Origin of the sequence: Pseudoflavonifractor sp. An44, from assembly GCF_002161675.1 — a bacterium.
Classification (GTDB): Bacteria; Bacillota; Clostridia; order Oscillospirales; family Oscillospiraceae; genus Enterenecus; species Enterenecus faecium.
On the sequence record NZ_NFIH01000008.1, the window covers coordinates 51797 to 67363 of the forward strand.

The following is a 15567-nucleotide window of genomic DNA, read 5'->3' on the forward strand; positions in this document are numbered from 1 at the left end:
TCGGCTGTGTGCCGAATCTATTGCCTTTATAGTAATGATAACAGACCAATTTTCACCTGTCCACAGACGGAACAGCCAAACCCATCGGGAAAATTCTATGCATTTTTCACAAGTTTTCCACCTGTGCGGTCTGCCTCGTTGCGGTGTTTCACACAATCCCCAGGGGCAAAATAGGCAATTTTTATTAAAAATAGGAACTGCTGAGAAGCGAAAGCCCGCTTCTCAGCAGTTTTTGGAGCAAATTACTAACCTGCGGCCAATTAGCGCTGACGGCGGCGATGCACCACAACGGCGCCCCCCAACAGGGCCAGAGAGGCGGCCAGAGTCACCACGTAGAGGGTGACGGTGGCGTCGTCGCCGGTCTGAGGCACGTTCTCAGGCTTTTGGGTGACCTGAGGCTTGTCGGTGACCTCGGGGGCGGGTGTGGGAGTCACCTGGGGCTGCTCGCCCTGGACGGTGAGGGTGGCGGTGCAGGTGACGCCGTTCTCCTGGTAGGTGACGGTGACGGTGTCGCCGGCGGCCTCAAAGTCGGAGACGGTGGCCAGCGTGGTGACATCCCGGGAGTAGCCGGAGTCATAGGTGGCGGTGACGGTGAGGTCCAGCTTGCCGCCATCGGTGTAGGGGGCATTCTGCTGGACGGTGATGCCGGTGAGCTTGGACAGGGTCAGCTGATCGGCGGGCACGTCCACCCCGGCCACGGAGGCCACGCCGCTGGCCTGGGCACGTCTATCCACATCCGCACCAAATTTCAGTCACCCAATTTTGTACAAAGAGCACATATTTTCTTGGTCACAAATTCCTCGCGCTGTTATATTCATCCAATCTATAGTCTGTTCTTCTCTAATTTCTCAGGCATCGCCTTGTTCCCCTGGCGAGGGGAGACGCGCTCCGCTGGGGTCCATTTTGACTGGCCAAAATGGACGAAAAGCCACTTAGGGCGTTCCCCCCTAAGGACCTCCCTGGGGTACGAGGCTGGAACTGCGTCAAGCCTGGATTCGGCCCGTCACCCTTGCTGTGGCTCCTGTTCCTGCCACCACACCAGGCCCCCTGGGCAACTGGCCCTACAGCTGGGCGGTTTCCATGTCCGGGCCTACTTAAGGAAAAGCGGCGTTTCCGCCGCCGGGAGCCATACCGCCGATAGCTGGGAACAGCGGCTCACCAGGGTAAGGCCCTGGTGGTAGAAGTTTTACTTGCCGTAGAAGCTGACACTTACAAAAGAATTGCCATGCTATCTATGTGACCCCGACGGACCAAGGGCCGAAAAGAGGAGGACGCAGGGGCTCCCCGTACCGCGGGGTGGATTCCACAAGGCGGGGGAAGACCCCGCCTTTGGCGGTCTTTGGTGACTTTCTGGCGGCAGAAAGTCACCCCAGCGGAGCGTCCCTGCCAGGCTGGCAAGCCAGACCCGAGTCCTCGGAGAAAGTCAATCCCTCCGACCCGGCTTACGCCGGGCCACCTCCCTTTACACAAGGGAGGCTTTTGATGCAAAAAAGTACGGCCAGATTTCTCTGACCGTACTTTCTCACTTGTTTTGAAATTAGCCGCGGCGACGGCGCAGGGTCACCACAGCACCCATGCCAGCGGCGGACAGCACCAGAATGCTGAACATCAGGCCCAGCTGGGCGTTGTCACCAGTCTGAGGCACGTTGCTCTCAGGCTTCTGGGTGGTCTGGGGCTTGTCGGTGCTCTGAGGCTTGTCGGTGGCCTCAGGAGCCTGGGAGGCCTCGGGCTTGTCGGTGGTCTCGGGAGCGCCACCGGCGGTGAGGCCGTTCATGGCGTCGCTCAAAGCAGCCACAGCGGCGTTCACGGTAGCCTGGTCGTCCTCGGTGAGGGCCTCGTCGGCCATGACAGCCTGAGCGTTCTGGAGAGCCGTGCGGAAGGTGGCCACGGACTCAGCGGTGTAGCCGGTGAGGTCGATGCCCTTAGCCTCACCGATGAGGTCCTCCAGGATGGACTTGTCGGCCTTGTAGCGCTGGGCCAGAATGGCGTTGAGCAGGTCACCAGCGGCCTTGTCCACGTCCTCCTGCATGGCGTCGCCGTCCTCAGCCACCTTCTTGGCGGCATCCAGAGCGTCCACCAGCGTCTTCCAGTTGGCCTCCACGTACTTGTCGGCCTCATCCATCATGGCCTCGGCACGCTGGATGACCAGATTCAGCACGTCCTTGTTGCCCTGAGTCAGGCCCAGGCCCCAGATGCCTTCCAGCAGGTTGTCCCAAGCGGTGTTCACCTCAGCCTGGGTGGCGTTGGGGTTGTCCAGCACGTTCTTGGCCTCGGTGAGAGCCTTCTCAAAGGCTGCCTTGGCGGAGTCGGTGACGCCCTCGGTGGACAGGGTCACAGCGTAGTCATAGGTCTTTTGCAGCAGGCTGGTGTTGGCGGTCTCACGGTTGATGGTGAAGGTGTCCACCACGCTCATGTCGCTGGTGCGGTAGGTGGTGATGGTGAAGGCGTCCTCAGACACGTCCACACGGGACACGTTGGGCACCCGCTCCTGGTTCTGGACGGCGGAGTACTCATACTTGGTGCTCTGGATGGTGTAGAACTTGGAGCCAGAGGCGGAGTTGGCGGTGACATACAGGATGCCGTCGGGGTTGGTGACGGACTCAGGGATGCCGTCGCCGTCCTGGTCGGTGTACTTGTCAGACTCGGTGATGGGGGTCAGGCCGTCCATCATGTAAGTACGCACATACACGTGGTCGTGGCCCATGAGCACCACGTCGATGTCCAGGTCCTCGAACACGGGCACCAGAGCCTCACGGCGCTGGAGGATGTCGCCATCCACGGCGTGGCTGGCCACGGAGTAGACGGAGTGGTGGAAGGTGACCACCTTCCAGTCCACGTCACCGGCCTCGGCGATGGCCTGCTCCATGAAGGCCTTGTGCTCGGCGGTGGACATGCTGTTGCTGTTCAGAGCCAAAAACAGGGTATTGTTGTACACAAACCAGTAGTCGCCGCCGGCGTTGGTGACGCCCAGCTCGGACTCGTTGGGCACGTTGAAGTGCTGGTCATAGGCGTTGCTGGAGGAGTCGTGGTTGCCCACGACGGTGGCCACGGGCAGGCTCAGCAGCTCGTCGTGGTCCAGGTAGCCGTTGTACTGGTCCTCGTTGGAGGCGGTGTTCACCTGGTCACCGGCGGAGAGGAGGAAGTCCACCCCGTCAAACTGGGTGCTGTCGGCGATGATGCCCAGGGTCTTGTCCCAGCCCTGGGTGTCGCTGTCGGCGTTGCCGCTGGCGCCAATCTGGGGGTCACCGGCCAAGGCAAAGGAGAACGCGCCGTTGGTGGCGGTGGTGAAGGTGGCCACGTCGGACTTCTCCTCCCCATTCACCAGCTGATAGGCGTAGACGGTGCCGGGCTCCAGGCCGGTGATGGTGGCCTGGTTGGACCACTTGCCGCTCTCGTTGGCGGGGGTGGAGGTGGCATCAAACTTGGCGGCATTCTCGGGCATAGCGCCGTTCACCAGCTGGCTCTGCTTGGCCACCAGCACGTAGCCGGCTCCCTCCTGGGCGGCATACCAGGTGGCATTCATCTGGGTGTTATTGGCGCCCACGCTCAGCAGCACGTCGGTGAAGCTGGTGCTGGCCAGAGTCTGGACCCCGCTGTTCTCCTGAGCGGTGACAGCGGTCTGGGTCTGGTCGGGGACGTTGGAGGTCTGAGCCAGAGAGGGCAGGGCGGCCAGCTGGAACACCAGGCAGGTGCCGAGGACGCCGGAGATCACTTTCTTTGCGTTTTTGTGTAACATACTTTCTCTCCTTACTGACATTCTTACAACTTTATTGAGAAACCTGAGACAACTCAGGGGTTCTCCACTTGGGATACACCGCCGCAGAGACCAGGGAGGCCAGGGGGACGGTGAGGATGACGGCACAGGTGCCGCACAGGCCGTGGGCCATCTCCAGGGCGATGTAGTCGGAGTGGAGCAGCTGCACGGGGTCGGTGCCGTAGGTCATCAGCACCAGCAGGGTGGTGAGGGAGCCGCCGGCAAAGGCAAAAATCAGGGTGTTGCTCATGGTGCCGATCATGTCCCGGCCCATGCGCAGCCCGGCCCGCCACAGTCCACGCCCGGTGATGTCCGGGTCGGCCAGGCGCACCTCCCACAGAGCGGACAACAGGGACACCGCCACGTCCATCACAGCGCCCAGGGAGGCGATCATGGTGGCGGCAAAGAGCACCGTGGAGATGTTCAGGCCCGTGTTCTGGGCGGCCACCAACAGGTTTTCTGCATCGCTGCTCTTAAATCCGGACAGGTGGAGCAGCAGGGAAAAGAGGAGAAACAGCCCGCAGGACACAAACTCGCCTGCCAGCACCACCCCGATGCCCAGCACCCCTCGGGGGGACAGGCCGTAGATGAGAAAGACGGTGACGGCCGTGGACACCAGCACCATGGCCAGCCCCGCCAGAATGGGGGAGCCGCCGGAGTAGATGACCGGCACGGTGATCTTCAGCAGGAACACCAGAGAGAAGGCCAGAGCCAGAGTGGCGTAAAAGCCCTTTTCCCCGCCCACCAGCAACATCAACAGCAGGAAGATGGCCACCGCCACCCCCAGGCCCACGCTGCGGTCGTACTGGTAGAGGGTGTAGTAAGGCTCCACGTTTTCCGGGGCGTCCACACACACCACCACCCGCATCCCCTCACGGGCCAGGATGTTGTGGGTATTGGTGAGGTAGTTGGTGAGGGTGATCTGGGAGCCGTCCTTGAGCTCAATGGTGAGGGTCTGCTCCCCCAGCTGGGGGCCGCCCTTCAAATCGCTGGGGGTGAGGTCCTCCTCCACCACCTCCAGCACGGTGCCGGAGATATAGGAGACGGTGTCAGACACCAAGCTTTGAAAGGACACCGACACCGAGGGCATAACCGCCAGCACGGCGGTGACCAAACAAACGAAAATTGCCAGAATACGCTGCCCAAACCGGGGGTTGTGGATGATTTGCATGGAGAAACTCCTTCCTTGTCTTCGCTGTACATCATCCTACTCGCCTGGAGGCGGCAAACGCTATCTTGCGTCGGTAAAACCAATGTAAAGATCTTGCAAATTCAGAAAAATAGTTCCTAAATTCATTGATATAAATTGAAAAATCCAGGAATGACAGTTTTCACCACCAAAATCCAAAAATTCGGGAATGGAACTGGGCAGAACCGCCAAGCCAGAGTTGGGGATTCTGACAATTTATACAAAAAACGAGTTCTATATATAAAGTGTATATACATCCCGCCCACAGGCGTGGTATCATGAGAGATAAGCACCCAGAGGCCGGGGTACGGCCTCGCGGAGAGAAGAGAAAGGATGATACCATGCTGAAAAAATCCTTGAGTCTGCTGCTGGCAGGCGCCCTGACGGTATCCCTGGCCGTTCCCGCTGTGGCGGGCAACTCCCAGGCCCAACCCAAACAGGACACCTCCTACGGCACCACCTACTATCTGGACGCCTCCATTGGCAAGACCGACGGGGACGGCCTGACCCCGGCCAATGCCTTTGACAGCCTGGAGGACATCAACGCCAAGACCTTCCAGCCCGGAGACCAGATTCTCATCAAGGCCGGTACCCAGTACACCGGCACCCTGTGGCCCAAGGGCTCCGGCTGCGAGGGCTACCCCATTGTCATCGACATGTACGGCGAGGGGGACAAGCCCCTCATCGACGGCAACGGCGCCTACTTCATGCCCCAGGTCAAGGACTGGCAGGGTCCCTTCACCGGAGAGACCGGGGACCAGATCGGCGCTGCGGTGTACCTGTACAACCAGGAGTACATCGAGATCAACAACCTGGAAGTAAAAAACCAGGGGGACAACGTCAACCGGGACCGCAGCGGCATCCGGGTGGAGGGCTATGACTACGGGGTCATTGACCACATCTACATCCGCAACTGCTACGTCCACGACGTGCGGGGCTACAACGGTCAGGACGACATCTACCCCGTAGTGCCCACCAACCCCGACGGAAGCCCCACCGACGGCTTTACCGACGAGGACCAGACCAACCCCAACACCACCAACACCTTCTGGGGCGCTCGTACCACCCACCGCACCGGCGGCATCAACTTTGTCACCTACACCGCCCGACTGCCGGAGAGCAAAAACGAGTTCAACGTCCCCGTGCAGGAGCTGGACGAGACCAAGCAGATCACCACCTTCAACGACATTCTCATTGAGAACAACACCGTGGAGAACTGCCAGGCCAACGGCATCACCACCACCAACGTCAAGGGCACCCTGGACGACGTGGCCTTCCGCCACACCAACGTGGTCATCCGGGGCAACGACATCCACAATGTCACCCGCTCCGGCATCATCCCCATCTACACCAACGGGGTGCTGGTGGAGTACAACAAGGTGGACACCTTCCAGAGCACCTACGAGGGCTATGGCTGCGGCATCTGGTGTGACCGGGCCAACGGCATGGTGTTCCAGTACAACGAGGTGTGCAATGGCGTCAACGGCAACGACGGCATGGCCTTCAACCTGGACGACATGACCCGGGACGGCGTCATCCAGTACAACTACACCCACGACAACTACGGCGGCGGCTACATGCTCCACGTCCGCCAGAACTCCTACAACCGCAACAACACCATCCGCTTCAACCTGTCGGTGAACGACAGCGGGGTGTTTACCGCCCACAACGCCCAGATCGTGGCGGTGGGCGAGACCTCTACCACCAAGCTGGAGAGCGCCAAGGTGTACAACAACACCTTCCTGTCCAACAAGGACTGCCACGCCGTGTACCAGGGGGACGAGGTGGACTACACCAACAACATCTGGTACTTCACCAACTCCGCCGTGGCCAATCGCAAGGACTGCTTCTACCCCGGCGCCAACTCCTCCTTTGACAACAACGTGTACATCGGCTGTGTGGCCCCCACGGATGCCAACCAGCACACCGACGATCCCCAGTTTGTGGGCGGGTCCAACCTCTTTGGCCTGACCCGGGACCAGGCCCTGGTGAATGCCTCCCTCACCGCCAACTCCCCCTATGTGGGCGCTGGCGTGGCGGTGGAGAATAACGGCGGCCAGGACATTCTGGGCGGCAGCCTGGACACCCTGAACCTGGGCGCCATCGCCGGAGCCGGCCACCAGGCCGCGGCCGTGTCCCAGACCTACACCCCCAACGAGGTCACCAAGTACCTCTCCGACGGCACCCAGCAGACCCAGGTCATCCACGAGACCGTGTCTGAGTCCAACACCAAGTGGGTCAACACCACCTTCAACTCCAAGAGCGTCATCTACACCAAGAAAGAGGGCAACTACCTGGAGTTTGACATGGTGGGCACTGGCGGCACCTTCACCCTCAAGCGGGGCGGCGGCGCCGGCAACGTGAAGCTGGTGGCGTACCAGGGCGGCCAGGAAGTGAAGTCCGTCACCGTGAACACCTACAACGCCACCGCCGACACCATCACCGTGGACGACTTCACCCAGCTGTCTGGGACCAACGAGGCCTACACCATCCGCGTCTACAACGCCGAGAACGGCAAGGCCGCCAACTTCGTCTCCTTCACCACCAACGTCTCCGAGACCACCCAGCCCGGCTGCGACAACGACGCCATCGCCGGTGTGGTGTTGGAACAGCCCATGGCCCAGGTCATCCCCTACGGCAAGACCTCCGTGTCCGTGGACCTGGCCTCCCACGTGTATTTCCGCACCTGCCAGGCCCAGCAGCCCCAGGCCACTGTGACCTACACCGCCAACAACGGGGCCACCGTGGAGGGCAACACCGTCACCTTCCCCGCCCCCGGTGACTACACCGTCACCGCCCAGGCCACCTATAACGAGGTGACCGTCACCGACACCATCACCGTCTCCGTCACCCAGGGCCAAGAGCCCCAGGTGAACGTTCCCGCCGTGGACACCCGCGCCCTCACCGGGCTCATTGCCGCCTGCGAGGGTCTGGACCTGACCCAGTATGGCGAGGCCCGTCAGGACGTGTTCCAGCAGACCCTGGCCCAGGCCAAGGCCCTGCTGGAGGGCGAGGGCTACACCCAGGCCCAGGTGGACGAGATGGTGGCCCTGCTCACCACCGCCAAGAACGGCCTGTCCCTCACCCGTGTCAACGCCGAGGACAGCGTGGTGGTGAAAAACGGCAACTGGGTGAACCTGTCCGACGCCACCCTGGACGGCGGCAAAGCGCTCAAGTGCTCCAACGCCAATGAGTCCATGACCGTGGACTTCTTCGGCAACCAGGTTCAGGTCTACGGCCGCAAGGCGGTGGGCGTGGCCATCATGACCTTCACCGTCACCCGCCTGAGCGACAACGAAGTGGTGCACACCCAGACCGTGGACGGCTACAACGCTGAGAAGCTGGACCAGCAGGAGCTGTTTGCCTGGACCGGTGAGGCCAACGACCAGTACCGCCTGACCATCACCAACACCGGAACCGACAACGAGAACGCCAACAACAGCTACAACGTCATCATCGACTTCCTCACCTTCGGCTGTGACCAGGCCCAGCTGGCCGACCTCACCGCCCTGGCCGCTGCCCTCACCAAGGCCGACGGCCTCAACAGCGCCGACTACACTCCCGAAGCCTGGCAGGCCGTGGAGGCCGCAGCCCTGGCCGGACGCCGGGTGTATGTGGACGCCACCGCCACCCAGGCCCAGGTGGACGCCGCTGCCGCCGCCCTCAACGAGGCCATGGCTCCGCAGCCCCAGGGGCCTGTGGAGACCTACGCCCTGCAATACGTGTACGACTATGCCGTCCAGCAGGACACCAGCAACCTGATTCCCTCGGTGGCCGCCTTCTATCAGGAGGCCCTGACCGAGGCCCAGGCGGTGCTGGACGACCCCGACGCCACCCAGCTGGAGGTGGATGCCGCCTGCGGCAAGCTGATGCGGGCAGTGCACATGCTCAACTGGGTCCGCGGCGACAAGGCCATGCTGGAGCTGCTCATCATCCGGGCCGACCAGATGGTGGCGCACGCCGACCTGTACGTGACAGACAACTGGCAGCAGCTGCTGGACGCCCTGGACCAGGCCAAGAAGGTCTATAATGACGAGAACGCCATGGACAGCGACATCCAGCCCGTGGTGGACCAGCTGCTGGCCGCCATCCTGGCCCAGCGCTACAAAGCCAGCCGGGCCATTTTGGAGGACCTGGTGGCCAAGGCAGAGGGCATGGACCTGACCGGCTACACCGCCGAGTCTGTGGCCGCGTTCCGCACCGCTCTGGACCAGGCCAAGGCCGTGCTGGTGCAGGAGAGCAATCAGGCTGCCGTGGAGGCCGCGGTCACCGCTCTGAATGATGCCCTGGCCAACCTGAACCAGCAGACCGTGGACAAGGAGGCCCTGTCCGAGCTCTACACCTATGCCGGCCAGCAGGACACCAGCAACCTCATCCCCTCTGTGGCCGTCTTCTATCAGGAGGCCATGACCGAGGCTAAGGCCGTGCTGGACGACGCCACCGCCACCCAGCTGGAAGTGGACGCCGCCTGCGGTAAGCTGATGCGCGCCGTGCTCAAGCTGGACTGGGTCAAGGGTGACAAGGCCATGCTGGAAGTGCTCATCGCCCGTGCCGAGGGCATGGTGGAGAACGTGGACAAGTACGTATCGGACAACTGGCAGCAGCTGGTGGACGCCCTGGCCAAGGCCAAGGAGGTGTTCGCCGACGAGAACGCCATGGATGTGGACATTGAGCCCGTGGTGGACCAGCTGCTGAACGCCATTCTGGCCCAGCGCTATAAGGCAGACAAGTCCGTCCTGGAGAACCTCCTGAACCAGGCCGAGGGCATGGACCTCACCGGCTACACCGCCGAGTCCGTGGCCGTGTTCCGCTCCGCTCTCCAGAGCGCCCAGGCTGTCATGGCCGACGAGACCCTCTCTGAGGAAGATCAGGCAACGGTGGACGCCGCTGTGGCTGCCCTCAACGACGCCATGGACGGCCTCACCGCCGATGGCGCTCCCGAGACCACGGACCAACCCGAGGCCTCCCAGACTCCTGAGGCTACTGACAAGCCTGAGACCACCCAGGCTCCCGAGGCTACCGACAAGCCCGAAGCTTCTCAGAGTCCTGAGGCCACCAACCAGCCTCAGACCACCGCCAAGCCCCAGGCCACCCAGAAGCCTGAGAGCGTGCCTCAGACCGGCGATTCGTCTCAGCTGCTGGTGTGCGTGGCCGCCCTGGCCTCTGCGGTGCTGCTGCTGAGCACTGCCGTGGTGGTGCGCAAGCAGACCCGTCGCTAAACTCCAAATCATAAAAAAGTACGGTCAGCAAATGCTGGCCGTACTTTTTTGCTGTTTTCGAACTTAGACAGAACGTGTTCCCTTCTCCGATTTTCCCGGCGGAAACCAGCGTCCTTCCAGGGACGCTCCGCTTATGCCCCATTTCTCCCCGATGAGAAATGGGGGAAAGAATCGCCAAAGGCGGGGCCTTCCCCCGCCTTGTGGAATCCACCCCGCGGTACTGAGTGGAAGGTGCAGTGTTCTGTGTTCGGCCCTTGGAGTGGTTCATGTCACATAGATGGCGTGGACATGCTACAGAAAGTACCTGTTCCTCTGTGTAGTTGTACTTCTACCGCCAGGGCCTTACCCAGGTGTGCAACTGTTCCCAGTTGCCGGGGGCCTGGCTTTCGGCGGCGGGAACGCCGCTTCTCCGGGGGAGGCCCGGAGGTGGAAACCGCCTGGTTGTAGGGCCAGCTGCCAGGTTAGCCTGGTGTGCTGGCAGTGGCAGGAGCCACAGCAAGGGTGACGGGCCGACCATAGACTTGACGCAGTTCCAGCCTCGTACACCAGGGAGGTCCTTAGGGGGGAACGCCCTAAGTGGGGCTTTTCGTCCATTTTGGCCAGTCAAAATGGACCCCAGCGGAGCGCGTCTCCCCTCGCCAGGGGAACGAGGTGAAGCCTGAGAAATTGGAGAAAGCTCCCTATAAAGAAGAAAGTACGGCCAGATTTCTCTGACCGTACTTTCTTGTTTTATCAGGGGCTTAGCTGCGCCGCTTACGCAGGTTCACCACAGCCGCCAGCCCGGCGGCGGACAGAACCAGAACACCCAGCACCAGGCTCAGCTGGGCGGCGTCCCCGGTCTGGGGCACGTCAGTCTCAGGCTTCTGGGTGGCCTCGGGATTGGTGGAGGTCTCCGGGGCGGGGGAAGGCCCCGCCTTTGGTGGGTCTTTGGTGACTTTCTGCCCACCCAGAAAGTCACCCCAGCTTCAGCGCGTCTCCCCTCGCCAGGGGAATTGCCCAGGTGAAACGTTCCGCCTTTACAACTCGGAAACAACTTCTTGCTGACTTGTCCAAAGCCCTGTGATAAGATGAAGGTACCATAAGCATGATGGGGAGAGGAGAAACACCATGGCACACATACTCATTGTGGAGGACGAAGAAAATATTGCCCGCATGATTGCCGCCACCCTGGAGATGGCGGGCTACACCTGTCAGAGCTGCATGGACGGGTCCAAGGCGGTGGAGCTGGTGCAGCCGGGGGTGTTCGACCTGGTGCTGCTGGACGTGATGCTCCCCGGTATGGACGGCTTCCAGGTCATGGAGCACCTGCGGGGTGTGGGGGTCCCGGTGATCTTCCTCACCGCCGTGCAGCAGGTGGGAGACAAGGTGCGGGGCCTGCGGCTGGGTGCCGAGGACTATATCACCAAGCCCTTTGAGACCCTGGAGCTGCTGGCCCGGGTGGAGGTGGTGCTGCGCCGCCGGGGCGGTGGCGTCCGGGTGCTCACCTACGGCCCCATTGTCCAGAACCTGGACAGCCACACCGTCACTTTGGACGGGGAGCTGGTGCCTCTGGCCCCCAAGGAGTTTGAGCTGCTGCGGGTATTCCTCCAGCACCAGGACCTGGCCCTGAGCCGGGAGCGGCTCCTCTCCATGGTGTGGGGCTATGAGTACCAGGGAGAGAGCCGCACCGTGGACATCCACGTCCAGCGGCTGCGCCAGAAGCTGGACCTGTCCCAGCGCCTGGTGACCCTGCCCCGCATCGGGTACCGCCTGGAGAAGCTGCCATGAAGCTGTGGCAGAAGATCTTTCTCTCCACCCTGGCCCTGATGGTGTCCATCACTGCCCTGTCCTCGGTGCTGCTGCTGCGCTCCACCCGGGACGCCCTGTGGCAGCGGGAACAGCAGCGGGCCATCACCCAACAGCAGTACATGGCGGGCATTCTGAAAGCGGGTATCCTCAACCAGCGGCTGCGGCTGGGTGTGGTGCTGCTCCAGGAGGATCAGACCCGGGAGACCGCCATCCAGACCCTGGAGCAACAGGCCACCGACGACTATCTGGCGGGTCTGATGCTGCTGGACCAGGAGGAAAAGGCGGTGTGGAACCAGCTCCCTTCCGGGGTGGTCCCCCCCACCGCCGAAGATGACAGCCTCACCCAGTGCCAGCTCCAGGCGGGCGACACCGCCGGGGAGTGGTATCTGGTGTGCTCCATGCCCCTGACCCTGGAGTCGGGGGAGTACCGCCTGGTGGCCGCCTACTCGGTGGGCGACCTCCAGCGGGACCTGAACCTCCAGGCCCTGCGGTCGGTAGGTTTAAGCCTGGGCATCAGCCTGTTGGCCGCCGTGCTGCTGCTGCTGTTGGTGCGGCGGCTGCTCCGTCCCCTGGGCGCCCTGCGGGAAAACGCCCGCTCCATCGCCGGGGGCAACTACGACCAGCGTCTGGACATCCGCAGCCAGGACGAGCTGGCCGACCTGGCCCAGGACATGAACGCCCTGGCCCAGGCGGTACAGGAGCGAGTGGAACAGCTGGAGCAGGTGGCCGAGGAGCGGCGGGTGTTCGTGGGCAATCTGGCCCACGAGATGAAGACCCCCCTGACCTCCATCATGGGCTATGCCGACCTGCTGTACCTGCCCAAGACGGTGTCCGACCCCCAGCGGGTGGAGTATTCCGGCATCATTCTGGAGGAGGCCAAGCGGCTGCGCTCCCTGTCCGCCAAGCTGCTGGAGCTTCTCACCGTGGGCAGCGTCAACCTCACCTTCGAGCCCACCCCCCTGGACCAGGTGGTGGGCGAGGTGGCGGTGAGTCTGGAGCCCCTGCTGGCCCAGACCCAGCTGACCCTCTCCTGTTCCTGCCCTCCCCTGTCCATCGCCATGGACCGGGAGCTGTTCAAATCTCTGCTGTATAACCTGCTGGACAACGCCCGAAAGGCCAGCCCCACCGGGGGCCGGCTGTCCTTCACCGCCCAGGCGGAGGGGGAGAAGGCCGTTTTGAAGATTCGGGACTGGGGCCAGGGCATCCCCCCCGAAGAGCTGGAGAAGATCTGCCAGCCCTTCTACATGGTGGACAAGAGCCGCAGCCGCAAGGCAGGCGGCGCTGGCCTGGGTCTGGCCCTGTGTCAGGCCATTGTGGTGGCCCACCAGGGCACCATGGAATTCTGGAGCCAGGAGGGAGAGGGCACCCAGGTGACCCTCACCTTCCCGCTGTGTCAGGAGGTGGACGGCCATGAAGACGCCTAATCGCCGCCCCTGGCTATTTGTCCTTTTGACCGTCCTCATTTTGCTGGCCGGAGGCATGGCCGTGGGGATGGCCGCCCGGCTGGTGGTGGTCCCCCAGGCAGGCAAAACGGTGGAGGTGGACACCCCTGACCCCCCCTCCTTTATCAGCCAGAGTATGGATGAGGTGATGTTCTATCCCTGGACCCTCTATGACCCGGACAGCTTTTCCGGTCATCTACCAGAGGGGACTGCGGATGAGTTCTGGCCCTGGTGCACCCGCCACCTGTCCGATGGAGCCACCCTTCTGGGGCTGACCCTGGACAACGACGGAATCAACCGGGGGCTCATCGACTATGACCTGTGTTTCTGGAAAGACTGTTCCGCACACACCCAGGACGGACAGCCCGTTTTGTTGGATGTGGCCTATGGGGCGGATACCTGGAACCGAGGCTGGACCTGGGTGGCTCGGTCCACCGGAGAGCCCCCCACCCGGGCCCAGAAGGAGGCCGCCGTGGCCAAAGTACAACAGGACGTGTGCGCCCTGTTTGACCCCCAGGGGCAAACAGGGGACCTCAGCATGGCACTGGATTCCCTCTACAATGTTCTGGAGCAGAGTGCCATGCTATACCAATTGGGGGAACCAGACAGCGCCGAACAAGATTGGTATGCCTCTGAGGCGGTATCCTTTGTGTATGTCTCCATTCCCGACATTGCAGCCTCACTCCCCTCCCAGGCGGCCCAGAGCACCCAGCAGCAACTCAATGCCTTGTCCCAAGCGGCTCAGAATATGGGCTACCGCATTCAGCTGGTAACCACTCAGCGACAGGTGGTGGTGGTGCTCACCACTTCCGACTCCGATGTGAGCAGCTGGTACTCCGTGGGGCTATATTATGATGTGGTACTGGAGGAATATAGCGGAATCGCCATCAATGGCAGGTCCGGGTATGGATATTGATACAACTTCGATACAACTTCATGGGAGATTTCTTGCCCCCTTTTGCCTCATACTGTCTGTAGAGATAGAAATTGGTGAAAGGGGGCTTTCCCATGTTCCGAACAGCACATTACAAGTTTCATTGGTATACCATATGGGCCATCGGACTTTGTCTGGCTGGCGGTGTGCTCCTGGTGGCCATCACCCCCCACGCCTTCTCGCCCGCAGCTGCTACGCCCCTTTGCACTCCGTCTGCCTCCATACCCTCGCCCATACCCACAACGCCGCCTGTTCCCACAGCACGGCCCACACCCACAGCACAGCCCGCTCCCACAGCACGGCCTGCTCCCACAGCACAGCCCACACCCACAGCACAGCCCGTTCCCACAGCACGGCCTGCTCCCACAGCACAGCCCGCTCCCACAGCACAGCCCGCTCCCACCACCCCGGCAAAGCCCCAGAGGGGGGTAACGCTGCAACGGCAAAATCCCCAGCTGCCCAACGGCTGCGAGGTCACCAGTCTGGCCATGGTGCTGGGCTGGGCCGGATACCCGGTGGATAAGCTGGAGCTGTATGAAGGGTATCTCCCCCGCCAGGACTTCACCGAGACCCCGGAGGGGTGGAAGATCGGCGGAAACCCGGAAGAGGTGTACGTGGGGGACGCCACCTCGGAGCTGGGCGGCTGGTACTGCTTTGAAGGGCCCATTGTCCAGGCGGCCAACGCCTACCTCCAGGACCAGGGCAGCGATTGGACGGCGGAAGCGGTGTCGGGCCTGTCCCAGCGGCAGCTCAATAAATACCTAAAGAACGACGTACCCCTGGTGGCATGGGTAACTCTGGACTACACCGCCCCGGTGGCCAGCCTCCGCTACTGGTACCTCAACGACAACACCTTTTACCAGCCCTACGCCAACCTCCACTGTGTGGTGGTGGTGGACTATGGGGAGGAGGGCTACCTCACCGCCGACCCCCTGGAGGGGTGGCAGTGGGTGGAGGAGTCCACCTTCTGGGATATCTTTGACGCCATGGGCCGCCGGGCGGTGATCATTAATGAATAATGATGAATGAATAATGAAAAATGCAGGCCCTGAACCTTGCCGCATTTCTTGGCCTGCTGGGCGTAGGGGAGGGGCTTGCCCCTCCCGAATTCCCTAGGGCAACGCCAAGGCAGCCACGGGCCGGGCAAGCCACGGCCCCTACAACGATGTGGCCAGACCGTGCGGCTCGAAACGAGGCAAAAAAAGATGGAAGCAACCCAAAAGGCTGCTTCCATCTTTGTA

10 protein-coding genes are annotated in these 15567 nt (G+C 62.1%); 5 read left to right on the forward strand and 5 right to left on the reverse strand.

Annotation, left to right across the window (positions count from 1 at the left end):
* Window positions 1-260 precede the first annotated feature (260 nt).
* From B5F98_RS05360 to B5F98_RS05370, 3 genes are all read right to left on the reverse strand, one after another.
* The gene (locus B5F98_RS05360) at window positions 261-734 is read right to left on the reverse strand and encodes an LPXTG cell wall anchor domain-containing protein (RefSeq protein ID WP_143482740.1); all 474 of its coding nucleotides are present in this window, start codon (window positions 732-734) and stop codon (window positions 261-263) included.
* A gap of 803 nt (window positions 735-1537) precedes the next feature.
* Window positions 1538-3736 carry an FN3 domain-containing metallophosphoesterase family protein gene (locus tag B5F98_RS05365; protein WP_158099790.1) on the reverse strand — a complete coding sequence of 733 codons (2199 nt, stop codon included), beginning with the start codon at window positions 3734-3736 and terminating at the stop codon, window positions 1538-1540.
* A gap of 31 nt (window positions 3737-3767) precedes the next feature.
* Complete coding sequence (locus B5F98_RS05370; protein ID WP_087370159.1) at window positions 3768-4925, reverse strand: YibE/F family protein; 1158 nt, start codon at window positions 4923-4925, stop codon at window positions 3768-3770.
* Window positions 4926-5284: 359 nt separating this feature from the next.
* Between B5F98_RS05370 and B5F98_RS12940 the strand changes: the two genes are divergently transcribed.
* Window positions 5285-10162, forward strand: a complete 4878-nt coding sequence (locus B5F98_RS12940) for a right-handed parallel beta-helix repeat-containing protein (protein WP_087370161.1) — start codon at window positions 5285-5287, stop codon at window positions 10160-10162.
* 740 nt (window positions 10163-10902) lie between these two features.
* Here the strand turns inward: B5F98_RS12940 and B5F98_RS12945 are convergent.
* A complete protein-coding gene (locus B5F98_RS12945; protein ID WP_158099791.1) occupies window positions 10903-11010 on the reverse strand; it encodes an LPXTG cell wall anchor domain-containing protein in 108 nt (35 codons plus the stop codon).
* A 259-nt stretch (window positions 11011-11269) separates the two neighbouring features.
* On the opposite strand from B5F98_RS12945, the gene B5F98_RS05385 reads away from it, so the two are divergent.
* From B5F98_RS05385 to B5F98_RS05395, 3 genes are read left to right on the forward strand one after another with little or no spacing between them, the layout of a single operon-like run.
* Window positions 11270-11929 carry a response regulator transcription factor gene (locus tag B5F98_RS05385; protein WP_087234467.1) on the forward strand — a complete coding sequence of 220 codons (660 nt, stop codon included), beginning with the start codon at window positions 11270-11272 and terminating at the stop codon, window positions 11927-11929.
* Window positions 11926-13374, forward strand: coding sequence for a HAMP domain-containing sensor histidine kinase (locus tag B5F98_RS13445; RefSeq protein ID WP_087370165.1), 1449 nt, complete (start codon window positions 11926-11928; stop codon window positions 13372-13374). The genes B5F98_RS05385 and B5F98_RS13445 overlap by 4 nt, the downstream gene beginning before the upstream one ends.
* The gene (locus tag B5F98_RS05395) at window positions 13361-14308 is read left to right on the forward strand and encodes a hypothetical protein (RefSeq protein WP_087370167.1); all 948 of its coding nucleotides are present in this window, start codon (window positions 13361-13363) and stop codon (window positions 14306-14308) included. The genes B5F98_RS13445 and B5F98_RS05395 overlap by 14 nt, the downstream gene beginning before the upstream one ends.
* 210 nt (window positions 14309-14518) lie before the next feature.
* Here B5F98_RS05395 and B5F98_RS13250 read toward each other — a convergent pair whose 3' ends face one another.
* Window positions 14519-14740: a hypothetical protein gene (locus B5F98_RS13250; protein ID WP_242961608.1), complete on the reverse strand. Its 222-nt coding sequence runs from the start codon at window positions 14738-14740 to the stop codon at window positions 14519-14521.
* 20 nt (window positions 14741-14760) lie between these two features.
* On the opposite strand from B5F98_RS13250, the gene B5F98_RS13255 reads away from it, so the two are divergent.
* Complete coding sequence (locus B5F98_RS13255) at window positions 14761-15345, forward strand: C39 family peptidase (RefSeq protein ID WP_275532885.1); 585 nt, start codon at window positions 14761-14763, stop codon at window positions 15343-15345.
* Window positions 15346-15567: the final 222 nt, after the last annotated feature.

Excerpts from the sequence above, each read along its gene's own strand:
- B5F98_RS05395 (WP_087370167.1), top strand. The coding sequence starts at position 13,361 with ATGAAGACGCCTAATCGCCGCCCCTGGCTATTTGTCCTTTTGACCGTC.
- B5F98_RS05370 (WP_087370159.1), bottom strand. The coding sequence starts at position 4,925 with ATGCAAATCATCCACAACCCCCGGTTTGGGCAGCGTATTCTGGCAATT.
- B5F98_RS12940 (WP_087370161.1), top strand. The coding sequence starts at position 5,285 with ATGCTGAAAAAATCCTTGAGTCTGCTGCTGGCAGGCGCCCTGACGGTA.
- B5F98_RS13445 (WP_087370165.1), top strand. The coding sequence starts at position 11,926 with ATGAAGCTGTGGCAGAAGATCTTTCTCTCCACCCTGGCCCTGATGGTG.
- B5F98_RS05385 (WP_087234467.1), top strand. The coding sequence starts at position 11,270 with ATGGCACACATACTCATTGTGGAGGACGAAGAAAATATTGCCCGCATG.
- B5F98_RS05365 (WP_158099790.1), bottom strand. The coding sequence starts at position 3,736 with ATGTTACACAAAAACGCAAAGAAAGTGATCTCCGGCGTCCTCGGCACC.